General features: G+C 58.7%; 22 protein-coding genes and 1 pseudogene. 13 read left to right on the top strand and 10 right to left on the bottom strand.

From position 1 onward, the window contains the following. Window positions 1-267: 267 nt before the first annotated feature. A pseudogene (locus AC1Q6D_RS27505) lies at window positions 268-1,044 on the top strand (PAS domain-containing protein); the annotation flags it as partial. Next, window positions 1,018-1,587 carry a methyl-accepting chemotaxis protein gene (locus AC1Q6D_RS27500; protein ID WP_404943291.1) on the top strand — a complete coding sequence of 190 codons (570 nt, stop codon included), beginning with the start codon at window positions 1,018-1,020 and terminating at the stop codon, window positions 1,585-1,587. The pseudogene AC1Q6D_RS27505 and the gene AC1Q6D_RS27500, both read left to right, overlap by 27 nt. Before the next feature lie 55 nt (window positions 1,588-1,642). Here AC1Q6D_RS27500 and AC1Q6D_RS27495 read toward each other — a convergent pair whose 3' ends face one another. The 3 genes from AC1Q6D_RS27495 to AC1Q6D_RS27485 all read right to left on the bottom strand — a co-directional run bounded on the left by AC1Q6D_RS27495 (window position 1,643) and on the right by AC1Q6D_RS27485 (window position 4,309). Further along, window positions 1,643-2,215 carry a hypothetical protein gene (locus AC1Q6D_RS27495; protein WP_103406536.1) on the bottom strand — a complete coding sequence of 191 codons (573 nt, stop codon included), beginning with the start codon at window positions 2,213-2,215 and terminating at the stop codon, window positions 1,643-1,645. A gap of 194 nt (window positions 2,216-2,409) precedes the next feature. After that, window positions 2,410-3,048, bottom strand: a complete 639-nt coding sequence (locus tag AC1Q6D_RS27490) for a glutathione S-transferase family protein (RefSeq protein ID WP_103406537.1) — start codon at window positions 3,046-3,048, stop codon at window positions 2,410-2,412. Window positions 3,049-3,421: 373 nt separating this feature from the next. Continuing rightward, a complete protein-coding gene (locus tag AC1Q6D_RS27485; RefSeq protein ID WP_103406538.1) occupies window positions 3,422-4,309 on the bottom strand; it encodes a LysR family transcriptional regulator in 888 nt (295 codons plus the stop codon). Window positions 4,310-4,486: 177 nt separating this feature from the next. Between AC1Q6D_RS27485 and AC1Q6D_RS27480 the strand changes: the two genes are divergently transcribed. After that, window positions 4,487-5,782 (top strand): SLC13 family permease, encoded by a 1,296-nt coding sequence (locus tag AC1Q6D_RS27480; RefSeq protein ID WP_207291550.1) that lies wholly within the window; start codon window positions 4,487-4,489, stop codon window positions 5,780-5,782. Window positions 5,783-6,024: 242 nt separating this feature from the next. On the opposite strand, the gene gntR is transcribed toward AC1Q6D_RS27480, so the two are convergent. Further along, a complete protein-coding gene (gene gntR, locus AC1Q6D_RS27475; protein WP_103406539.1) occupies window positions 6,025-7,056 on the bottom strand; it encodes an HTH-type transcriptional regulator GntR in 1,032 nt (343 codons plus the stop codon). Between the two features lie 215 nt (window positions 7,057-7,271). Between gntR and AC1Q6D_RS27470 the strand changes: the two genes are divergently transcribed. Then, window positions 7,272-7,805: a gluconokinase gene (locus tag AC1Q6D_RS27470; protein ID WP_103406540.1), complete on the top strand. Its 534-nt coding sequence runs from the start codon at window positions 7,272-7,274 to the stop codon at window positions 7,803-7,805. A gap of 81 nt (window positions 7,806-7,886) precedes the next feature. Next, entirely contained in the window at window positions 7,887-9,239 is a 1,353-nt protein-coding gene (locus AC1Q6D_RS27465; RefSeq protein WP_047532425.1) for a GntP family permease, read from the top strand. Between the two features lie 92 nt (window positions 9,240-9,331). Here the strand turns inward: AC1Q6D_RS27465 and alaC are convergent, their stop codons facing one another. Further along, entirely contained in the window at window positions 9,332-10,549 is a 1,218-nt protein-coding gene (gene alaC, locus AC1Q6D_RS27460) for an alanine transaminase (RefSeq protein ID WP_103406541.1), read from the bottom strand. Window positions 10,550-10,688: 139 nt separating this feature from the next. On the opposite strand from alaC, the gene AC1Q6D_RS27455 reads away from it, so the two are divergent. The 3 genes from AC1Q6D_RS27455 (at window position 10,689) to AC1Q6D_RS27445 (ending at window position 12,490) form a co-directional block, all read left to right on the top strand. Then, a complete protein-coding gene (locus tag AC1Q6D_RS27455; protein ID WP_090464530.1) occupies window positions 10,689-11,351 on the top strand; it encodes a LysE family translocator in 663 nt (220 codons plus the stop codon). Between the two features lie 66 nt (window positions 11,352-11,417). After that, window positions 11,418-11,903 carry a GyrI-like domain-containing protein gene (locus tag AC1Q6D_RS27450; RefSeq protein ID WP_103406542.1) on the top strand — a complete coding sequence of 162 codons (486 nt, stop codon included), beginning with the start codon at window positions 11,418-11,420 and terminating at the stop codon, window positions 11,901-11,903. A gap of 98 nt (window positions 11,904-12,001) precedes the next feature. Further along, window positions 12,002-12,490, top strand: a complete 489-nt coding sequence (locus AC1Q6D_RS27445; protein WP_103406543.1) for a GNAT family N-acetyltransferase — start codon at window positions 12,002-12,004, stop codon at window positions 12,488-12,490. 55 nt (window positions 12,491-12,545) lie between these two features. Here AC1Q6D_RS27445 and AC1Q6D_RS27440 read toward each other — a convergent pair whose 3' ends face one another. Further along, a complete protein-coding gene (locus AC1Q6D_RS27440; protein WP_103406544.1) occupies window positions 12,546-13,031 on the bottom strand; it encodes a GNAT family N-acetyltransferase in 486 nt (161 codons plus the stop codon). A gap of 141 nt (window positions 13,032-13,172) precedes the next feature. On the opposite strand from AC1Q6D_RS27440, the gene AC1Q6D_RS27435 reads away from it, so the two are divergent. From AC1Q6D_RS27435 to AC1Q6D_RS27425, 3 genes are all read left to right on the top strand, one after another. Beyond that, the gene (locus tag AC1Q6D_RS27435) at window positions 13,173-13,598 is read left to right on the top strand and encodes a YybH family protein (protein WP_103406545.1); all 426 of its coding nucleotides are present in this window, start codon (window positions 13,173-13,175) and stop codon (window positions 13,596-13,598) included. A gap of 78 nt (window positions 13,599-13,676) precedes the next feature. Then, a complete protein-coding gene (locus AC1Q6D_RS27430) occupies window positions 13,677-14,021 on the top strand; it encodes a YciI family protein (protein ID WP_047532413.1) in 345 nt (114 codons plus the stop codon). Between the two features lies 1 nt (window position 14,022). After that, complete coding sequence (locus tag AC1Q6D_RS27425) at window positions 14,023-15,255, top strand: RNA polymerase sigma factor (protein ID WP_103406546.1); 1,233 nt, start codon at window positions 14,023-14,025, stop codon at window positions 15,253-15,255. Window positions 15,256-15,773: 518 nt separating this feature from the next. Here the strand turns inward: AC1Q6D_RS27425 and AC1Q6D_RS27420 are convergent. Then, on the bottom strand, window positions 15,774-16,499 hold the full coding sequence (locus tag AC1Q6D_RS27420) for an SDR family oxidoreductase (protein ID WP_103406750.1): 726 nt from the start codon (window positions 16,497-16,499) through the stop codon (window positions 15,774-15,776). 111 nt (window positions 16,500-16,610) lie between these two features. Between AC1Q6D_RS27420 and AC1Q6D_RS27415 the strand changes: the two genes are divergently transcribed. Further along, the gene (locus AC1Q6D_RS27415; protein ID WP_103406751.1) at window positions 16,611-17,453 is read left to right on the top strand and encodes a LysR family transcriptional regulator; all 843 of its coding nucleotides are present in this window, start codon (window positions 16,611-16,613) and stop codon (window positions 17,451-17,453) included. An 85-nt stretch (window positions 17,454-17,538) separates the two neighbouring features. Here the strand turns inward: AC1Q6D_RS27415 and AC1Q6D_RS27410 are convergent, their stop codons facing one another. Further along, on the bottom strand, window positions 17,539-18,393 hold the full coding sequence (locus tag AC1Q6D_RS27410; RefSeq protein ID WP_103406752.1) for a LysR family transcriptional regulator: 855 nt from the start codon (window positions 18,391-18,393) through the stop codon (window positions 17,539-17,541). An 89-nt stretch (window positions 18,394-18,482) separates the two neighbouring features. Here AC1Q6D_RS27410 and AC1Q6D_RS27405 point away from each other — a divergent pair, with 89 nt between their 5' ends. Then, a complete protein-coding gene (locus AC1Q6D_RS27405) occupies window positions 18,483-18,920 on the top strand; it encodes a multidrug/biocide efflux PACE transporter (protein WP_047532409.1) in 438 nt (145 codons plus the stop codon). A 119-nt stretch (window positions 18,921-19,039) separates the two neighbouring features. On the opposite strand, the gene AC1Q6D_RS27400 is transcribed toward AC1Q6D_RS27405, so the two are convergent. After that, entirely contained in the window at window positions 19,040-19,762 is a 723-nt protein-coding gene (locus tag AC1Q6D_RS27400; protein WP_047532408.1) for a TylF/MycF/NovP-related O-methyltransferase, read from the bottom strand. Beyond that, complete coding sequence (locus AC1Q6D_RS27395; protein WP_103406753.1) at window positions 19,759-20,625, bottom strand: 2OG-Fe(II) oxygenase family protein; 867 nt, start codon at window positions 20,623-20,625, stop codon at window positions 19,759-19,761. The genes AC1Q6D_RS27400 and AC1Q6D_RS27395 overlap by 4 nt, the downstream gene beginning before the upstream one ends. Window positions 20,626-20,783 lie beyond the last annotated feature (158 nt).

The raw sequence follows: 20,783 nt of genomic DNA, 5'->3' as shown, positions 1-20,783 counted from the left end.
CAAGGCACCCAGGCTTGGCAAAATGGAGCAATCGGGTAAAGGGAGTTTGCTTTTGAGTAGGTTAGGGCTGGCCCGAATCCGGGCGATCAAGAGAAGGATGTCTTGATAAGAGTGTCACTAAAGGGACCCTCCGATTAAACATCATTTATCACCTGACAAGTCCTTCCCGTGGAGGGGCGCGTGTACCTGTTCTGTGGAACGTAGTGGTGGATTTGAAAGATCAGCAACTTTCATTAATCAAAAGACCGCGCTCAAGGTGGTACGAACATGTTCAACCTACATCACAAGGCTGACCTGCAGGAAATCGAACGTTTCAGTTGTGCGCTGAGCGAGGTCAATGCCAAGTTGGCCGCCATCAGCCGTTCGATGGCGATGATTGAATTTACCCCGGACGGCATTGTGCTCGATGCCAACGACAACTTTTGCAGCGCCATGGGTTACAGCGTCGAAGAAGTACGCGGCAAGCACCACCGGATATTTTGCGAAGAGGCGTTTTACCGCAGCGAAGAGTACGCCAAGTTGTGGCGCGACCTGGCCCGTGGCGAGCCCGTCAGTGGCACCTTTTCACGCTTGAACAAGAGCGGCAAGGAGATCTGGCTCGAAGCCAGCTACATGCCGGTCTACGGTCCTGATCGGCAAGTGAGCAGTGTGATTAAAATCGCCAGCGACATTTCGGCGAGGGTTTACAAAGAGCACGAAGACGAGAGCATGCTCGCCGCGATCGGGCGCTCCATGGCGGTGATCGAATTCACCCCCGAAGGCAAGGTGATCACGGCCAACGACAACTTCTTGAAGACCATGCACTACTCGCTCAATGAAATCGTCGGCCAGCATCACAGTTTGTTTTGCCACCGCAGCGAAAGTGAATCGCCCAACTACAGAGCGTTCTGGGCCTCACTCAATCGCGGCGAATATCACTCGCACCGATTCGAACGCAAGGACAAGTTCGGCCATATGGTTTATCTGGAAGCGTCCTACAACCCGCTGTTCGACACCAAGGGCCGGCTGTACAAAGTGGTGAAGTTCGCCAGCAACATCACCGAGCAGGTCACTACCCTGCAAACGGCCGCGGAATCGGCCCACAGCACCTCGGTACAAAACGATGCCTGCGCGCGCAAAGGGTCCGAAGTGGTGCAGCAAACAGTGCAGATCATCCAGGACATTTCCCGCGACTTGAACGAAGCAGCGGTGAGCATCGAGGCCGTCAGCAAACAGTCCGACATCATCGGCACCATTGTTCAGACCATTCGCGGGATTGCCGATCAGACCAACCTTCTGGCCCTCAATGCCGCCATCGAAGCCGCCCGCGCCGGCGAGCATGGACGTGGCTTCGCGGTGGTGGCCGATGAAGTGCGCAGCCTGGCGGCACGCACCAGCCAGGCCACGGTGGAAATTGTCGAAGTGGTGCGCAAGAACCACGATTTGTCAGTCAGTGCTGTGTCCAGCATGCAGTCGAGCTTGAGTCGAACCGGGCTTGGGGTAGAGCTGGCGAATGAGGCGGGGGAGGTGATTCTGGAGATTCAACAGGGCTCGCGGCACGTGGTGGATGCCATCAGCCAGTTCAATTCGACCTTGCAGTTGAATTGATTGCGGTCAAATGCAAAGGGGCCCGGTAAGAGGGCCCCTTTTTATTGCGGCGCCATTAAAGCGAAGCGAGGAACTTGTCGACCACCTGGCTGCTGCCTTTATCGCTGCTGCCGTTGTCTTTCTCGGCCTGCGCCAGTTTCACCTTGTCCTGCATGCGCTCGGCGATTTCTTTGCCAATCGCCAACTGTTGCTCAGGAGGCATGGCTTTTACCTGGTCCTCCGTCAGGCCCATCTCTTTCAGAATGCTGTCGCGCAAACGCTGTTCAGGCGTTTTGCTCATATAGTCCTTGAATTCGTCGGTGGCCGAGCCACTGCCGACCTTGTTCTGGGTGTCGGCCGGTACGCTTGCCGTCGTTGCCTGCAGATTCACGCGGGTCTTGGCGAACGCTTCATCAACGTTGTCACTGATTTTACTGGCCTGGCTGACCTGTTGCGTGGCGAGTTGTGTGGCGGATGCCTGTACCTGCTCGCTGGCTTGCGCGGTTTGCGTCTGCACATTGCTTTGCAGCGCTTGCATCATGGCGCCTTGAAGGCCGCTCTGAAGCCCGGCAGCGGCGTCGGCGTTTGGATTTTCACCGGGCCGTTTGGGCAGTGGCGTCACCTGGTTTAATTTTGCACTGACCAGCATGATAAATAGACCTTGTAGGTATTGGCGGTGCAGTGTGTTGAGCAATTAATATGCCGATAAGATAAATATCTTAAATATCAAATGCTTAATTTGTTTTGTCCGGCGAATATCGGACGTTTGCGGTCAAGCCTTGCCGTCAGGCGGCAGGGTTCGACCGCCGTGCCGACACCGATGCACACTGGCACACGGAGTGCTCAAGGCAAGCCGTTGCAGCAATGCTTGAGAAAACCGGGGTGCTGCGCCAAACGCCTGAAATACTCATCGATGGCCGGGTAATCGGGGCGCTCGATCGGTGTCATCAACCAGCGATTGACCGACAGCCCGATGACGATATCGGCCAAGGTGAATGTGGGCCCGGCCACATAAGCCTGGGTGGTTGCCAGCTGATGTTCGAGGATGCCCATCTTCTGGTTCCAGTCGCGCACACTGACGTCCAGTCGATGCGGGTCCTGGAATTCCGGGTCCTTGCGCACCAACGCCATGAATGCATGGCTCCAGGACGGATTGAGCTCAATCGCCTGCCAATCCATCCACTGTTCCACCCGGGCCCGCGCGGTCGGTTCGGTGGGCAGCAGCTCGGCATGGTGATGGTGGTGTTTGCCGGCCAGGTAGCGGCAGATGGTGTTGGATTCCCACAGCGCCCCGTTCTCATCGATGATCACCGGCACCTTTGCATTGGGATTGAGCCGCAGAAACTCAGGGCTGTGGGTCGAGGCAAAACCGCTGCCCCAATCCTCACGCTCGTAGGACAGGCCCAGTTCCTCGCACGTCCACAAGACCTTGCGGACGTTGATCGACGAGGCTTTACCGAGGATCTTCAGTGCATGTTCCATGTTGCTGCTCCGTTAGCGAATCATGGCTTCGGGAAACTAATAGTGTGCCTGTCCACGAGTGACATCAAGTCGGCTCAAGACTGGGCCGGCAGGGCGGGTATAAGTCGCTTCGACATTCAGATGAACCGCACCGGAATGCCGGGTGGAAACGCTCTTGCGAAAAGGAGGTCAGCAGACCTTCGCAAGCGATGGTTTCTTGCAGTTTGTCTACGGCTAAACCGGAATCCGCTGACTTATGCCATCAGAATTTTGTCGTGTTGTTTCGCTGTCGATTCAGGGATTGGTTTTCGCCGCCTGGATACTTCAGGCGCGTTACTGATACTGGGCAGGTAGTTGCAGCTCGGAATAGCATGGTTTGTATCGGAGGATCTATTTACGAAGTTTCGATTCTTGCCGAAGTAATCAGATCGTCGACGACTGCAGACCGATTTGCTTTTCGCGTGGCCAGTCCAAGTACAGCCTTGGGCCAATCAAGCCGAAGCGCTCTGTAGTGCAGGCCATCGCGATCAATTCGCTGCATTGATTCGGGTACTACCGCAATACCCATTCCCGCAGATACCAGGTTTACAGCGGACGATAGTTGGGGGGCCTGCTGGCGGATGGTCGGATTGAATCCAAATTGACGGCAGGCGGCCACGATATCTGCACTTAGCCCATAACCGGATTTGCGCGAATACAGAATGAAATTCTCCTGCCGTAAATCAGCAAGCGACAGTTCCTTGCGTGACATTAATGAGTGCCCATCAGGCAGGACAACAATAAGTGGTTCTTCGGATAAGGTGATGAAGTCAATGTCGCCGCCCATAGCAAAGGGTGGCCTGACAAAGGCTGCGTCAATGTCGCCATGACCGAGCCTGGAAATGAGCGATTCGCTATCGTTTTCTTCCAGGTTTACCTCCACCTTGGGGTGCTGTTGCTGGTAACGCCTGATCAAGCCTGTAACGGTATCGTTAAATGAGGCGGATTCGGTGAAGCCCAGCTTCAATGAGCCAACCTCACCTCGCGCAACACGGCGCGCATTTTTTTGAGCGTCCTCGGCACGCGCAAGAATATCGTGTGCCGATATCAGAAATGCCTTACCTGCGTCACTGAGTATGACGCCGCGTCCTACACGGTGAAAAAGCGGCGTACCTATTTCATCTTCCAAATCACGTATCTGCTGCCCAAGCGGGGGTTGGGCAATTCCAAGTTGTTCGGCTGCTCGCGTGAAATTCTCGGCTTGGGCTGTGACGACGAAGTATCGTAGATGTCTGAGTTCCAATTAGGACTCCAAAAATACTAATTTGATATTTTTTTAAATATTAGACATATCGTTCGGGTGGCGCCATCCTTCTTTTGAATTAAAGATGCCGTCAGTGATTCGGTCGGGATAAAGTCAGGCGGTAGAGTCTTAGTAGCTCAAGAAGTAAACCAGGTCTGCGAAATAAAGGAAGGCAACATGGATATGCAACTGATTGCAGTGGCCGGTTTGGTGGCTGTGACAATCACACTATGGGCAACACGCGGGCTTCCAGAATACCTGACTGCACTTTTGTTTTTTGCGTTCGCGATGATTCTCCATGTGGCTCCCGCCTCGTTGGTCTTCTCCGGGTTTACCTCCGCCGCGTTCTGGCTCGTTATCAGTGGCTATGTCATTGGAATTGCCATTCGCAAGACGGGTTTGGCCTCTCGATGTGCGGGGGGGCTCGCGGCTTATCTTTCCAGATCGTATGCGCAAATGGTCTTTGGTATTGTTGGCCTCACGTACATGCTTGCCTTTGTTATGCCTTCCAACATGGGGCGTATTGCACTTCTGATGCCGATTGTCCTGGCGCTTGCGGACCGAGTGGGGTTCGGGGATAAGAGTCCAGGACGTATAGGTCTCTCACTCGCTGTCGGCTTTGGAACCTTTCAGCTTTCGGCGTCCATTCTGCCTGCGAATGTTCCAAATCTTGTCATGGCGGGTGCGATCGATACCACGTACGGCCTGCAACTATCTTATTTGCCTTATCTGATATTGCACGCGCCGGTACTTGGCTTTATGAAGGGACTTGCACTCTGTGCATGTGTCGTCTGGTTGTTTCCAGATAAAGTGAAAAAAAGCATAGCGTTGGAACCTTCTCGCCCTTGGAGTCCTGAGGAAAAGAGGTTGGGACTTCTTCTTTTGACAACGCTCGGACTCTGGCTTACCGACTCTTTGCACGGTATTTCTCCGGCATGGGTTGGTCTCGTAGCCGCTTGCCTATGCCTCCTGCCACGGGTGGGATTCGTATCCAGTGAGGAATTTGGTCAGGAGGTCAATTATCGGACCGCTATCTATGTCGCGGCAATCCTCGGACTCGCCGCACTTGTTGGGCACACCGGACTCGGTGCATTAATAGGCAATGAAGTACTCGCCCTTGCACCTTTGGACCCGACCTCACCATTCCACAGCTATGCCTCAATCGTAGGTTTATCCACACTGCTCAATTTTGTGGTGACAGCGAATGGGGTGCCAGCGTTGTTTACGCCCTTGGCACAGTCGATGGCTACCGCGTCTGGTTTGCCATTACTGAGTGTTCTAATGATGCAAGTGATCGGCTTTTCTACGCCGCTCTTGCCTTACCAGGCTTCGCCGATTGTTCTCGCTATCGAAATGGGAAGAATTCCTTTCGTGGCAGCGTTGCGATTGAGTCTGGCGCTTGCATTCATCACGTTCGTCTTTTTAGCTCCGATTAATTATGGGTGGTTCGTCTTTCTGGGTTGGCTGCCATGATTCTCTGGATTTTTTGAAGGGAGTAATACATTAACCGGATAACCAAAATCCATACTGCAGCCGGAGTGTCGCCTTGCATACCCCAATGTTCTGCATCTTGTTCTTCGAACAGTATGAGTATCGGTGACGGCGCAATGGTCAATCTGGATAGTGGGTGATTCTTACTCCTGCCAGTTCGAACCGGGACTGATTCTGAAATGGCGGACACGGCGAATTTTTGATCCGTGTCCCCGTAGGGAATATTAAGTACTCTCGCGCACCTTCAACTCAAACCCCATGTCCTGCACCGGTTTGGCCACGATGTTGCCGGCCATCAACGTCAGCATCTGCTCTGCCGCACGACGACCGATTGCCTCGCGCGGGGTGTTGATGCTGCTCAGGCGCGGGACCATGTGTTCCGACATGGGCAGGTCGTTGAAGCCGAGAATCGCCACCTGCTCGGGAATCTTGATCCCGCAGCGCATGGCTTCGAGCAATGCACCCTGGGCCAGGTCGTCGTTGCCGAAGAAAATCGCATCGACATCGGGGTGACTGGCGAGCAGTTGCAGGAACAGTTCGCCGCCCAGGCCGACCGAGGAGGCGCGTGGCGTCAGCACTTCCAGGGCCGGGTCATACAAACCGGCCTTTTGCAGGGCCTTGCGGAAACCTTCGCCGCGCAGCAGCGTGCGCTGGTCGAGTTGCGCGCCGATGTAGGCCAGGCGCTTGCGCCCGCGGGACAGCAGGTGTTCGGCCGCCGTTTCGCCGGCAGCCAGTTGTGAAAAGCCTACGCAATTGACTCCGGCGGCGCTGTCGAGCTCCATCATGTAGACGCAGGGAATGTTGCTCGCTTCGATCATCCGCCGCGAACTTTCAGTGCGGTCGAAACCGGTTAGCAGCAAGCCGCGCGGCTGGTAGGCCATGTAGTTGCGCAGCAGGTTTTCTTCTTCGTCGCGGGAATAGTGGAAGTTGCCGATCAGCACTTCGAAGCCCTTGGGGCGCAACACCCGATGAATGGCTTCCAGGGTGTCGATGAACAGCAGGTTGGACAACGACGGCACCAACACCACCACCGAATGGCTCTGGGCCGAGGCCAGGGCGCGGGCAGCCGGGTTGACCACATAATTCAGTTCAAGCGCCGCTTTCTGGACTTTTTCCACCAGTTCGGCGGCCACGGTGCTGACGCCGCGCAGGGCGCGCGAAGCGGTAATCGGACTGACACCTGCCAGGCGGGCAACTTCGTTGAGCGTAGGGCGGCCAGTGGTTCGTGTGTTTTTATCGTTTTTGGTTGAGGTCATCGATGGCTTGCCAAACAAAATTCAAGGCACTAAGGTAGCGCTGTCTCGATGCAGCTGCAAATGCGTGAGCGAGGGTTTGCCTGATCCTCGCTTTTTGGTGTTGGGAACGAACATGCTGCAACCCACAAAAATGACAAGAAGGCGTCGGCAACTTCTACTTTTGGTCTAGTGTCATAACTGGCAAAGGTAGCGCTGTCTGCGCGCTGAGGTGTTACATGAATCATCCCATCACCGCCCTGGTCATCATGGGCGTTGCCGGTTGCGGCAAGACCTGCGTCAGCGAAGCCCTGTGCCAGCTCAGCGGCGCCACTGCCATTGAAGGCGACTCTTTTCACCCTGCCGCCAATATCGAAAAGATGAGCGCGGGCATCCCCCTGAATGATGAAGACCGTGCCGGCTGGCTCGACAGTCTGTGCGATGAGTTGCGTCGCGTCGACGCCCTGGGCCAGCGCCCGGTATTGACGTGCTCGGCGCTCAAGCACATTTACCGCGAACGCCTGCGCAATGCCTTGCCGGGCCTGGGTTTTGTATTCCTTGAACTGACTCCGGAAGTCGCCGCCGACCGTGTCTCCCACCGGCCGGGCCACTTCATGCCGTCGACCTTGATCGACAGCCAGTTCGCCACCCTCGAGTCCCCCGTCGGCGAGCCCTTGACCCTGGCCCTCGATGCGTCGACCCACAGTGTCGATGAGTTGGCCGTGCAGGCGCACCACTGGTGGCTCGGGCACGGCCTGAAGCGTGCCGGCTAATTTTGCTTTTAGAGATAGCGCTGTCCTTATGGCTTTCGAATTACCCGCTTCAATAACAACAACAACCAGGAGACACCCCTAATGTTTGGCATGTCCCACGAGACGTTCCTGCTGCTCGATGCAGTGGTCACGGTGATCGGGCTTATCGTTCTGATCACCAAGTTCAAGTTGCATCCCTTTCTTGCCCTGATCATCGCCGCCGCCTTCCTCGGGCTGACCTCCGGCATGCCGATCGGCACCATCATCAAGGCGTTCCAGGACGGCTTCGGTGGCGTGCTCGGTTTCGTCGGGATCATCCTCGCGCTGGGCACCATGCTCGGCAAAATGATGGCCGAGTCGGGCGGGGCGGACCAGATCGCCCAGACCCTGATCCGCGCCTTCGGCAAGGACAAAGTGCAGTGGGCAATGATGTTCGCCGCGTTCCTCGTGGGCATCCCGCTGTTCTTCGAAATCGGCTTCGTGTTGCTGATTCCGCTGGTGTTCATCGTGGCCCGGCGTACCGGCGTGTCGATCATCAAGATCGGCATCCCGCTGCTGGCCGGTCTGTCCGCCGTCCACGGGCTGGTGCCACCGCACCCGGGTCCGCTGCTGGCGATTGGCGTGTTCGGCGCCGACATCGGTAAAACCATTCTGTATGGCCTGATCGTGGCGCTGCCTACCGCGATCATTGCAGGCCCGATCTACGGTACGTTCATTGCCAAGCACATCCCTGGCCATCCGAACCAGGAGCTGGTGGATCAACTGGCACGCGAAACCGATTCGGCTGAACTGCCGAGCTTCGGCATCACATTGGTAACCGTGCTGCTGCCGGTGTTCCTGATGCTGCTCAAGACCTTTGCCGACGTGGTGCTGCCCGATGGCAACTTCTTCCGCACCTTCATGGACCTGATCGGTCACCCGATCTCGGCCTTGCTGCTGGCCTTGCTGCTGTCGCTTTACACCTTCGGCTACAAGCAGGGTATCGGTTCCAGCCAAATGATGAAGTGGCTGGACGCGAGCCTCGCGCCGACCGCCGCGATCATTCTGATCATCGGTGCCGGCGGTGGCTTCAAGCAGATGCTGGTGACCAGCGGTGTGGGTGACGTGATCGGCCACATGGCGGTGAACGCACAGATCTCGCCGATCCTGCTGGCGTGGCTGGTGGCAGCGGTGATCCGCATCGCGACTGGTTCGGCGACCGTGGCGACCATCACTGGCGCGGGCATCGTGGTGCCGGTGGTGGGGATGATTCCGGGCGTGAACCGTGAGCTGCTGGTGCTGGCCACCGGTGCCGGTTCGTTGATCCTGTCCCACGTCAACGACGCCGGTTTCTGGCTGGTGAAGCAGTACTTCAACATGACCGTGGCAGAAACCTTCAAGACCTGGACCGCAATGGAAACCATCCTGTCGGTGGTGGGCCTGGGCTTCATTCTGTTGTTGTCGTTGTTCGTTTAACCTAAACGCCAGACACAAAAAAACCGCAGCGATGCGGTTTTTTTGTGGGTGATTTATTTGTGGGAGCAGGCTCGCTCCTACAGGGTTTTCTGTCAGGTGCTGGATTTGGCGATCAACCCATCGGCCCGGAACATCCCGCGAATCCCGCGCACGGCCTGACGGATCCGGTCCTGGTTTTCGATCAGCGCGAAGCGCACGTGATCATCCCCGTACTCACCAAAACCCACGCCTGGCGAGACACAGACCTTGGCTTCGGCCAGCAGTTTCTTGGCGAACTCCAGTGAACCCAGGTGGGCATAAGCCTCGGGAATCTTGGCCCAGACGTACATCGACGCCTTTGGATTCTCGACCATCCAGCCCAGCTCATGCAGGCCTTTGACCAACACGTTACGGCGCTGGCGGTATTGCTCGGCGATGTCGAGCACGCATTGCTGGTCGCCTTCGAGCGCCGCAATCGCTGCGACTTGCAGTGGGGTGAAGGTGCCGTAGTCGTGATAACTCTTGATCCGCGCCAGGGCGTTGACCAGTTCCGGGTTGCCGACCATGAAACCGATGCGCCAGCCCGCCATGTTGTAGCTCTTGGACAGGGTGAAAAATTCCACCGCAATGTCCTTGGCGCCCGGCACCTGCATGATCGAGGGGGCTTTCCAGCCGTCGTAGACGATGTCGGCGTAGGCCAGGTCATGCACCACCAGCACGTCGTACTGCTTGGCGAGTGCGATCACCCGCTCGAAGAAATCCAGTTCCACACATTGTGCGGTGGGGTTGGACGGGAAGCCGAGGATCATCATTTTCGGCTTCGGAATCGAACCCCGGATAGCCCGTTCCAGTTCGGCGAAGAAATCCACGCCCGGCACCAGCGGCACTGAGCGCACCTGGGCGCCGGCAATCACGGCACCGTAGATGTGAATCGGGTAGCTGGGGTTCGGCACCAGCACGGTGTCGCCCTGGTCGAGGGTCGCCAGCATCAAATGCGCCAGGCCTTCCTTGGAGCCGATGGTGACAATGGCTTCGGTTTCCGGGTCGATGTCGACCTCGTAGCGATCCTTGTACCAGTTGGAAATCGCCCGGCGCAGGCGCGGAATACCCTTGGACGTCGAGTAGCCATGGGTGTCTTCGCGCTGGGCGACGGTCACCAGTTTCTCGACGATGTGCGGCGGCGTGGCGCCGTCGGGGTTGCCCATGCTCAAGTCGATGATGTCTTCGCCACGGCGACGGGCGGCCATCTTCAGCTCGGCGGTGATGTTGAACACGTAAGGAGGGAGTCGATCTATGCGCGCAAAGCGGCGCGGCGAACCTTGTTCGGCCATTGTTGCCTCGGATAACGTAAGCGCCCGGAACCGTCCGAGCGACGCTGGTCACTGCGGTGACCTGGTGCGGAATTTACGGTCTGCTGTGGCAGAATGTCCAGCCTCCATGTAAACAAATTTTTCCGAAGGAACTGGAACGATGGAATTCACCAGTGGCTTTTTGCTGAGCCTTTCGCTGTGCCTGGACATTGGCGTGGCCAATATCGCCATGATCACCCTGGCGATGCAGCGCGGCTATTTTCAAGGCTTTGCACTGGGCCTGGGGACCTGCGTCGGCGACCTGATCTACGCGGTGCTGGCGCTGGCGGGCATGACGGTGTTGCTGCAGTACGAAACCGTGCGTTGGGTGCTGTGGATCGGTGGTTCGGCGTTGCTGGTGTATTTCGCGGCGAAGATGATTTATTCGGCGATCCACCATGAAGCGTTGATGGCCGAAACGGTCGAGGTGGGGCAGAACTCCCATCGCAAAGAGTTTTTTCGCGGGATCTTCCTCGCCATGTCCTCGCCCAGCGCGATTCTCTGGTTTGCCGCCGTGGGCGGCACGTTGATCGCGCGATCCGGCGGCGGTGGCCCGCTCAGTTCGGCGCTGTTCCTCGGCGGTTTTCTCTGCGCCGGTTTGCTGTGGTCCGCCGGCCTGTGCTTTGCCGCGAGCCATGGTGGCAAGTTGCTCGGCGACAAGCTGCTGCGGTACTCCTACATGGCATCGGCGGCGATCTTCTGCTATTTCGCGGTGTACGTGATCCTTTCCGGCTACAACGAGTTTGTCGGTGCGGCCGCCGTCGAGCAGTTGCACGCGCTGTAAGTGGGCGAAACGGGTTTGGCTTCTATACTCCCAGCCGAACCCCTTTTTCCTTCCAGGAGTCGAGTCATGGATGAGCAAAAAAGCGTCGAATTGTTGGAACCCCGCTTCGAACACGGACACTTCCTGCTGATTGCAGGGCTTGGCGCTCCCTTCACCCAGCAAACCATCGCAGGTATTCCCGCGCTCTGGGAAAAATTCACTCCCCACATCGGTAACGTGCCGGGTCAAAAGGGAGAAGTCACCTACGGCGTCTGCTGCAATTTCGATGGCAAGGGTGGCTTTGACTACATCGCCGGTGTCGAAATCAGCAAGCTCGACGATTTGCCCGAGCAATACCGCTGGGTTGAAATTCAGCCGCAGTATTACGCGGTGTTCGAACATAAAGGGCTGCTGGAATCCCTGTCGCAGACCTTTCGCTACATCTGCGATACCTGGCTGCCCCAGTCCGGGCATCAGGCGGCGGACGCCCCGGAATTCGAACGCTACAGCGAAGATTTCAACCCCAGGCTTAAAACCGGAACACTGGAAATCTGGCTGCCGATCAAGGCCTGATCAGCCGCATCGAGAGACGTATCGACGATTCGTCTCTCGATGTCATGGGGAGGCTGATTTATGATCCCCGGCTTTCCCATCGCTGATTCCGAGTTGCCATGAACACCGTCATCCGTCACGTCCTGCCCGCCGACCTGGACCGTTGCTACGCCATCGAAACCCTAGCCTACGAGGGCGACGAAGCCGCGACCCGCGAAAAAATCGCCACCCGCATCGCCACCTGGCCCGAAGGTTTCATCGTTGCCGAAGTGGACGGCGTGGTCGCCGGTTTCATCAATTCCGGTGCGGCATTTGAAGTGGAAATGTCGGACGAAGCGTTCAAGGAGCTGATCGGCCACGACCCGGCCGGGCCCCATGTGGTGATCATGTCGGTGGTGGTGCATCCGGATTTTCAGAGGCAGGGACTGGCCAAGCGTTTGATGGGCGAGTTCATCGAGCGCATGCGCGCAATGGGCAAGGCCAGCATCAACCTGATGTGCAAGGAGCGGCATATCCCGCTGTACGCCGGGTTCGGCTTTGCCTACGTCAAGCCATCGGCGTCGGACCATGGCGGCATGGCGTGGCATGAGATGGTGCTCAGTCTCTAAACCCGACGCAGATCCCCTGTAGGAGCGAGCTTGCTCCTACAGGTGCGTGACGGACCTAGAAAACCAGTCCCATCCGCCGTTCATAGCCGATCCGCCCCTTGTACGCCTCGCCGCTGTCGACAAAACCATATTTGGCATACAGGGCAATGGCCGCGGCGTTGTCCGCGTCCACCGACAACTCCAGCCCGCGAATTTCCGGCCAGGCCTGGCGGGCCGCTTCGGGCAGGTCTTGCAGGCAAGCCTTGCCATACCCCTTGCCCTGGGCGCGCTGATCGACTTGCAAGGCATGCAGGGTGGCGCTGTGTTCGTCGGCCCAGGCGGGCAAGGCCGGCGGGCGTTTGAGCAGCAGGAAGGCCACGGGAATCGCGTCGGCCAACAGGGCAAATCCTTTGACGCCGGGGCCGGGCCTGGACAGCAGGGTGTGCAATGCACCGTGGATGTCACCGGAAAACCTGATTTGTTCCGGGTGTACTTCGATGGCCTCGACCTGCTGGCGTTGCAACGCATTCAGGCTTTCGTAAGGCACGAGTCGGGCAGTCACTGGAGTGTCCTTTTTCCATTGGAAATGAGCCTCGGATTCTAGCGAGTTTGCGTTCTTGGATTATTTTTATTTCGACTGTCGATTGGATGGATCGCCAGACGACTAGGGGTGTCTTCACAATAAAAACCACGGAGAACCACCATGAACGCCACACACGAAATCCAGACCCTGATCGACACCTACCGTCAGGCGGTCATCGCCAAGGATGTCGAGAAAATCATGGCCCTGTATGCCGAGGACATCGTCTCCTATGACGCGGTCAAGGCGCTGCAGTTTCGCGGCAAGGCCGCCTACCGCGCGCATTGGCTGGAATGCATGGAAATGTGCCAGGGCCCGCATACCTTTGACTTCGACCAGATGAACATCGTGGCTGATGAACACATCGCCTTTGCCCATTGGTTGGCCCACTGTGGCGGCACCAATGACAAGGGTGAAACCCAGGCGTGCTGGATGCGCGTGACGGCCTGCTACCGGCGCGAGGCCGGACAATGGCGCATTGTCCACGAGCACTGGTCGGCCCCGTTCGACATGATGAGCGGCGCGGCCCTGTTCAACCTGCAGCCCTGAACGTCGGGCTGTTGATCGGGAGGCCGCGCGAAACGGCCAATCTACGGCCATAGTTGATCTTCGATCCTGGAGAAGCTCATGAAATATTTATGCCTGGTCTACAGCGACGAGCACCTGCTGCATTCGTTGCCGGAAAGCCCGAAGGACGCCGAGTGCATGGCGTACGCCGAGTCGATCCAGGGCAGTGGCCGAATGGTCGCCGCCGAGGCGCTGGAGTCGGTGCAGACCGCCACGACCGTGCGCATGCGCAACGGCAAGCTGTCGATCACCGACGGCCCGTTCGCCGAAACCAAGGAGCAATTGGCCGGCTTCTACCTGATCGACGCCAAGGACCTCAATGAAGCCATCCAGGTCGCCGGTGACATTCCGGCGGCCCGGGTCGGTTGTGTCGAAGTGCGCCCCGTTCGTCAGTTGAATCCTTGAAATGACGTTGCCGGTCAAGGAGCGCGTCGAGCAGGTCTATCGTGAAGAGTCGCGACGGATTCTGGCGACACTGATCCGCTTGCTCGGCGATTTCGACCTCGCCGAAGAGGCCCTGCATGAGGCGTTTTTCATTGCGGTCGAGCGCTGGCAGCGGGACGGTGTGCCGGACAATCCGCGGGCATGGCTGGTGTCCACCGGACGCTTCAAAGCCATTGATGTGTTGCGCCGGCGCGCCCGCTTCGCCGCGTCTCGTCCGCTGTTGATTGCTCAACTGGAAGCACTGGAGCAGGCCGACTGGAGTGACGAGGACGTGGAAGACGACCGCCTGCGGCTGATTTTTACCTGCTGTCACCCGGCACTGGCGGCGGACGCCCAGGTGCCGCTGACCCTGCGGGAAGTCTGTGACCTGACCACGGAAGAAATCGCCCGGGCCTTCCTCTCGGCACCGGCCACCATCGCCCAGCGCATCGTGCGCGCCAAGGCGAAAATCCGTGACGCGAAAATCCCTTATCAGGTGCCAACCCTGGCGGAACTGCCCGAACGCCTCGACAGTGTGTTGCGGGTGATTTACCTGGTGTTCAACGAAGGGTATTCGGCGTCCATCGGCGCGCAGGTGACCCGCGAAGACTTGACCCGTGAAGCCATTCGACTCGGTCGTTTGCTTATGGAATTGTTGCCGGAGCCGGAGGTGATTGGGCTGCTGGCGCTGATGCTGTTGCACGAATCGCGGCGTCCGGCGCGCACGTCTTCGAGTGGCGAACTGATCCTGCTGGATGAGCAGGACCGAACGCTGTGGGACAGTCAGATGATCGCTGAAGGCAGTGCGTTGGTGGAGCGGGCGTTGGGCACACGGCGATTCGGTCCCTATTGCCTGCAAGCGGCGATTGCGGCGGTGCATGCCGAAGCACCGTCGGTGGAGCAAACCGATTGGGCGCAGATTGTCGGGCTGTATGACGTGTTGCTGCGCGCCGTACCTTCACCGGTGATCGAGTTGAACCGCGCCGCGGCCCTGTCGAAGCGGGATGGGCCGCTGGCGGGACTGGCGCTGGTCGAGGCGATTCTGGATCGCGGTGAGCTGCAGGATTACCACTTGGCCCATTCGGCGCGGGCGGAGTTTTGTCGGCAGTTGGGGCGGGTGGAGCAGGCGCGGCAGGCGTATGAACGGGCGCTGGCGTTGACCCGGCAGGAGCCGGAGCGGCGGTTTATCGAGGGGCGGCTCAGGGGGTTGAGGTGATATGAGGTGTATCGGCGGCCTTTGGGCCGACCGGGCTCCTGGTTGATTGTGTACATATCCGTTGCTGCGGTAACGGCCGCCGATGGTTTCGCCCTTACGGCGACTTACTTTTTTTTCAGACGCCAAAAAAAAGATAAGCAAAAAAAGGCTCGCCCCGAGCGTCCGGCCCCTCGCTGGGGCTCGGGGTTCCTTCGCTGCGGTGTCCATCCGGGGACACTGCCCTCCGGTTGGCTTCGCTTCAACCTACATGCAGCGTGTTCGACTGCGTCGAACGGCGCTGCGCGCCACTCCCCGGATGAACACCTCCACTCAGCCTTCCGAAGGGGCGGGTAGATCAAAAGCTGCAGGCGAGCTAACGCTCGGCCTGATGAGTGGTGAGGAGCAGGTGGGTGTGCGCCGCTTTGCTTTTCTGTGGGAGCTGGCTTGTCGGGGCGCCGCATCGCAACGATGGCGGCCTGACAGCCGACCAATCACCCACAGGTGTACGCCATCTCTGCACAATCAAACCCGCACGACCTTCAACTTTGCTGCCGTGTCGCCGCCATCACGATCTCGCGAATGCACACGTTCTGCGGTTGCTGGTACGCAAACGCGATGGCTGATGCGACATCTTCGGCGCTCAATACGGTACCGCCCATGTCCTGTTTCCAGGCCTGGTAACCGGTCTTGATCGCTTCATCGGTGGTGTGGCCGAGCAGTTCGGTTTCTACGGCGCCCGGTGCGATGGTGATGACTCGCACGTTATGCGGTGACAGTTCTTCCCGCAGGTTTTCCGACAGGCCATGTACCGCGAATTTGGTCCCGACGTAGGCCACGTGGTTGGGGAATGTCTTACGCCCGGCCACCGAGCTGACGTTGATGATCGTGCCGTGTTTGCGCTCGATCATCCCGGCCACCACCGCGTGCACGCCATTGAGCAGGCCTTTCACATTGACGTCGAGCATCTGGTCCCACTGTGCCGGGTCCTGTTTGCTCATCTCGCCCAGCAGCATTACCCCGGCGTTGTTGATCAGCGCATCGGCCGGGCCGAACTGTGCTTCGGCTTCGGCCACGGCGGCGAGCAGGGTCGGGCGGTCGGTGATGTCGACGCGACGGCTGAGGGTGTTCGGCAAATCGAGCGCTTGCAGGCGTTCGACCCGCCGGGCCAGCAGTAACAGCGGATGGCCGGCTGCACTCAGCAAGCGAGCGGCGGCTTCGCCAATGCCTGAACTGGCCCCGGTGATGATGATCAATGGCTTACCCATGGCTGGACTCCTGAAATCAGAAAAACAAATAACTCAACGTGACGCGCAGTATATTTATCGCTGCTGTAGCTGAAAAATGCCTTATTTCTCTGTCTGCCATCGGAACTGCCTATGGATATCCGCCACCTCACAGCCTTTCTCGCGGTGTTCGAGGAGCGCAACATCACCCTCGCGGCCCGGCGATTGTTCGTCAGCCAGCCGACCCTGTCGGTAACCATCAAGCAGCTCGAAGAGGAGTTGGGCGCCCGGCTGTTCGTGCGTCAGCCCCGTGGCGTTGATGTCAGTGATGAAGCGCGGGTCCTGTACCCACAGGCCCTGCGGATGGTGGCGGATGCGCAAGCCTTGAGCCGGTTGTTCCTCGGCCAGGAAAACCGCACGCCGCTGACCTTGGGCATCGAAGGCGATATTGCCGATAGTCACGTCGAAGCGTTCGTGCGCATGGCCCGACAGGCACTGCCCAACCTGTTGCTGACGCTCGAAGAAGGCTGCCGCGGCGATGGGCGCCTGGCGGTTGAGGAGATGTGCTGTGAGGACGAGTTGTTCCTGCCGCTGTGGGAGGAATCCTATGTGATGGCGCTGCCGGTGGGACATCCGATGGCCATCGCGCAAAGCGGACAAGCCTGGACGTCGATCAGTGACTGGATCACCTGCCCACAGCACCCGTCCCATCAACGCTTGATGGCGCTGTACGGACGTTCGCCAGAGGCGGTGGCGGGGCATGCCGGCTCGTTGAAACAGGCGCTGCACATGGTGGCTGCGGGCATTGGCGTGGCGCTGTTGCCGCAGTCATTGGTGAGCGGGCAGGCACGGGTGACGACTCGTGCGATGCACTTGCCGACCCCGACGCGTCGGGTGGGTTTGTGCTATGCCGCCCAGGCGCTGGAGTTACCTGCGATGCGCGGGTTGCATGAGTTTTTTCAAATGAATCAGCCGATGCGGGTTGAGGTGGCGTGATCAGGTTCAGGTGATGGAGTGTCTGAATTGACGTCATCGCGGGCAAGTCACGCTCCTACAGCTTCCGCGCAGCGCCGAAGGACTCTCACTCCAGCATCTTGCCCAGCAGCCAACTGCCCGCCGGCCCCGGTGGGTGCAGCCGCGACCACAGGGCATCGACCGACACTGTCTTCGGCCAGCCACGCACCGGCAGCTCCTGCAAGGTGCCCGGACCGAAGCGCTCCACCAGCCAGCGCGGCAACGGCGCCCAGCCGAATCCGCCCTGGGCCATCTCCAGCAGCATCAAATAACTCGGCGCCGACCAGACGCGCCCTTTGGCCCGGCTTTCATAGGGATTGACGATGGTTGCCAGGCGCAATTCACGGTGCTGCTGTAGCACGTCCTGATCAATGTATGGCAGCGCTGCCAGCGGATGTTCAGGGGACGCGAACAGCGCGATATCCGTGCGTTCATCCACCGTCGAGCTGACCAGGTCCGGTGGGTAGCTGTCCTGCATTTCGGCGAAGGCGACCTGCGCCCGACCGCTCTGTACCAGGGCCACCAGGTCATCGCATTCGGCGATCAGGCATTCGAGTTCCAGGTCGGGATAACGCTGCTCGAAGGCGCTGAGTGCCGCTTCGAAACGGTCGGACTGGTACGTGTCGGACAGCGCCACGGTCAATTTCGCCTCGACCCCTTGGGACAGTTGGCTGGCCGCCATTTCCAGGCGACTGGTGGCGGCCAGAATGTCCTCGGCGCGCTGCAACATCACGTACCCGGCCGGGGTAAGCGTGGGTTTGCGGGTGGTGCGGTCGAACAGCGTCAGGTTGAGGTCGATTTCCAGACTGGCCACCGCCGCGCTGACGGTCGACTGGCTGCGCCCCAATTTACGCGCCGCAGCGGAAAACGAGCCCTGAGTCGCGGCCTGGACGAAGGCCTGCAACACTTCTTGGGAGGCCATGAACTATCGCCTTGATCGATGGTTATTGGTTATGAAGTATCGGTGTGAGAAAGGATCATGGCAACCACCGTCACTCAAGGAGTCTGGCCATGAGCGCCAACAAATCCATCACTGAGCGTATTTTCCAGGCCATCGGTTTCGAATTGCTGGCGATCCTGATCTGCACCCCATTGCTGGCGTGGATCATGGACAAGCCGATGCTCGACATGGGCGTCGTGACCCTGGTCATGGCCGCACTGGCCCTGGCGTGGAACGTGGTCTTCAACGGTTTCTTCGATCGGATGCTCAAGCGCCTGGCCATTGCACACAACGCCTGGGTCCGGGTGGTGCATGCGCTGTTGTTCGAAGGCGGCCTGGTGGCCCTCGGCGTACCGCTGATTGCCTGGTGGCTGAACATCAGCCTGTGGCAGGCATTTTTGCTGGATATCGGGGTGCTGCTGTTTTTCCTGCCGTACACCTACCTGTACCACTGGGTGTATGACGTGGTGCGCGAGCGCATGGTCATTCGTGAAAGCTGCGGCGCATAAACGACGAGAGCGAGCTGGCTCGCGAAACGGTCAACGATTCAACATCATTGTTGAAGGTCAGACCGCATTCGCGAGCCAGCTCGCTCCCACAGGTTTTGTGTCAGGTTCCGGTCCGGGTATCAGACGTGGAAGTAACCTACGCAGGAATCGAACGGCAGGCGCTTGAGTTCGATCTTGTTCAGGTCCAGTACTTCACGCAGGGCTTTGGTTTCGCCCGGGAAGTTGCGGTAGGCGACTTCGTCGAGCACCACGATTGCGCCTTTAGGCATGTACGGCAGGAAGGTTTCCAGCGCGACTTTGGTCGATTCGTACAGGTCGGTGTCGAGAATCAGCATGGCCACGACCAGGTCAGGACGGGTCTTGACCCACTCAGGCACGGTCTTGACGATGTCACCCTTGACCAGTTCGCAGCGCGGGATGCGGTTGACCGGGCGCAGCAGGTCGTTGGCGTCGATCATGTCCTGGATCAGCGACTGGTCGGTGTCGGAGAACATGGTCTCGTTGACGTCGGCCGGGTCTTCGTTCTTGTCGATGCTCTGGAAGCCTTCGAAGGTGTCGAAGCCAATGATCGAGCGGTTGATCGCGTAGGGTTCCAGGATCATCGAAAGGTGCATGTAGAGCATCAGCGAGTTGCCCTTGTACACGCCACACTCAATGATCGCGCCCGGTACTTCGGCCACTTTCTTGAACAGCTCCATGCGCGACAGCGCAGCGGTCACGCCGATACGGTTGGCGAAAACGAACGGTGCATCGGCGACGTATTCGGCATCGACCCGTTTGAGGACGTTGGCACGGGTTTCGTTGTACTGGGCCTCGGCAGGCGTGATGCGACGCTTGGTCATTGGTCGATTCCTTGGAAATTCGAAAAGTCGTGGGCGTGGAAATAGTCTTTGAAGCCTGCGCCGACATCCGGGCACGCGCTGTCGACGTTGATGGCGCCGCGCTGGTGCTTGAGGTCGTCGAGGTGCATCAGGCGGAAGTCCACGCTGAAGCGGGTTTGATCGGTGTGGTTGGCCACGGTGCCGTGCAGGTGCGAGCCGGAGAAGATCAGCATCTCGCCGGTGTTGCCGGCGATGCGCACTTCAGAGGTGCTATTGATCTCTTCCAGCGGCACCGGGTGCACCCGGACTTCCTCCTTGAGGTTGTCCTTGGCCTTGTGGCGTTGATTGTTGATCCAGTCGTTGAGGCTCCATTGGCTGGAGGTGTTCTTCACCGGTACGTCGAAGTAGCCGGCGTTGATCATCATGGTCTGGTCGGGGCTGATGGTGTGCACCGGCATCCAGGTGTTGATCTGGCAATCGACGCTGCCATACCACGTGTCACGATGCGGCTTGTAGGCGTAGCTGACCCCGGCGTGCAGGTAGTCATAGTTGGGCACCACGCGAATGCGCGGCACGTCGAAAATGTATTCGCGCGGGTCGACGCCGATCTCGTCGATAAACGCCAGAATCAGTTCCTTGACGCGTTGGCTGTTGGTGAACTGGCCCTTGAGGCGCGTCACCAGAACCACGAATTCTTCCACCGGCATCAGCGTGTGCAGCGCCTGGTGATGGGTCTCGCCGTCGAAGGCGGCGGTGATGCTTTCCTGGGCGAACGCGCACAGATCCTTGGCGGCACGCAGATGAGTGTTCAGGAAGATGTCGCCGGCGTAGATGGCTTCTTTGAAGTCAGCTTTGTGTTGAAGCTGATTGATGTACAGATTCACGAATTCACTCCTGAATGCATCGAGTCTTTTATGAGTCGGCCTCACGCTAACAAACTGAAGGGCTGCTGGACGTGTGGTGCGTCAATAAAGCGTAAGCTCCTGAGGCTGCGAGCAAATGCCGTGCCGTCGGACAAAAAAAATCCCGGCTCAGGATCGGG

The organism is Pseudomonas sp. MT92, from assembly GCF_058792515.1.
Note: the sequence above shows the minus strand (reverse complement) of the source record. Positions and strands in the feature narration are given on the sequence as shown.

What these genes read in the sequence shown, in the direction of transcription:
- AC1Q6D_RS27495 (WP_103406536.1), bottom strand. Translation starts at nt 2,215, where the DNA reads ATGCTGGTCAGTGCAAAATTAAACCAGGTGACGCCACTGCCCAAACGG.
- AC1Q6D_RS27490 (WP_103406537.1), bottom strand. Translation starts at nt 3,048, where the DNA reads ATGGAACATGCACTGAAGATCCTCGGTAAAGCCTCGTCGATCAACGTC.
- AC1Q6D_RS27480 (WP_207291550.1), top strand. Translation starts at nt 4,487, where the DNA reads ATGGATATGCAACTGATTGCAGTGGCCGGTTTGGTGGCTGTGACAATC.
- gntR (WP_103406539.1), bottom strand. Translation starts at nt 7,056, where the DNA reads ATGACCTCAACCAAAAACGATAAAAACACACGAACCACTGGCCGCCCT.
- AC1Q6D_RS27470 (WP_103406540.1), top strand. Translation starts at nt 7,272, where the DNA reads ATGAATCATCCCATCACCGCCCTGGTCATCATGGGCGTTGCCGGTTGC.
- AC1Q6D_RS27465 (WP_047532425.1), top strand. Translation starts at nt 7,887, where the DNA reads ATGTTTGGCATGTCCCACGAGACGTTCCTGCTGCTCGATGCAGTGGTC.
- alaC (WP_103406541.1), bottom strand. Translation starts at nt 10,549, where the DNA reads ATGGCCGAACAAGGTTCGCCGCGCCGCTTTGCGCGCATAGATCGACTC.
- AC1Q6D_RS27455 (WP_090464530.1), top strand. Translation starts at nt 10,689, where the DNA reads ATGGAATTCACCAGTGGCTTTTTGCTGAGCCTTTCGCTGTGCCTGGAC.
- AC1Q6D_RS27450 (WP_103406542.1), top strand. Translation starts at nt 11,418, where the DNA reads ATGGATGAGCAAAAAAGCGTCGAATTGTTGGAACCCCGCTTCGAACAC.
- AC1Q6D_RS27445 (WP_103406543.1), top strand. Translation starts at nt 12,002, where the DNA reads ATGAACACCGTCATCCGTCACGTCCTGCCCGCCGACCTGGACCGTTGC.
- AC1Q6D_RS27435 (WP_103406545.1), top strand. Translation starts at nt 13,173, where the DNA reads ATGAACGCCACACACGAAATCCAGACCCTGATCGACACCTACCGTCAG.
- AC1Q6D_RS27430 (WP_047532413.1), top strand. Translation starts at nt 13,677, where the DNA reads ATGAAATATTTATGCCTGGTCTACAGCGACGAGCACCTGCTGCATTCG.
- AC1Q6D_RS27425 (WP_103406546.1), top strand. Translation starts at nt 14,023, where the DNA reads ATGACGTTGCCGGTCAAGGAGCGCGTCGAGCAGGTCTATCGTGAAGAG.
- AC1Q6D_RS27420 (WP_103406750.1), bottom strand. Translation starts at nt 16,499, where the DNA reads ATGGGTAAGCCATTGATCATCATCACCGGGGCCAGTTCAGGCATTGGC.
- AC1Q6D_RS27415 (WP_103406751.1), top strand. Translation starts at nt 16,611, where the DNA reads ATGGATATCCGCCACCTCACAGCCTTTCTCGCGGTGTTCGAGGAGCGC.
- AC1Q6D_RS27410 (WP_103406752.1), bottom strand. Translation starts at nt 18,393, where the DNA reads ATGGCCTCCCAAGAAGTGTTGCAGGCCTTCGTCCAGGCCGCGACTCAG.
- AC1Q6D_RS27405 (WP_047532409.1), top strand. Translation starts at nt 18,483, where the DNA reads ATGAGCGCCAACAAATCCATCACTGAGCGTATTTTCCAGGCCATCGGT.
- AC1Q6D_RS27400 (WP_047532408.1), bottom strand. Translation starts at nt 19,762, where the DNA reads ATGACCAAGCGTCGCATCACGCCTGCCGAGGCCCAGTACAACGAAACC.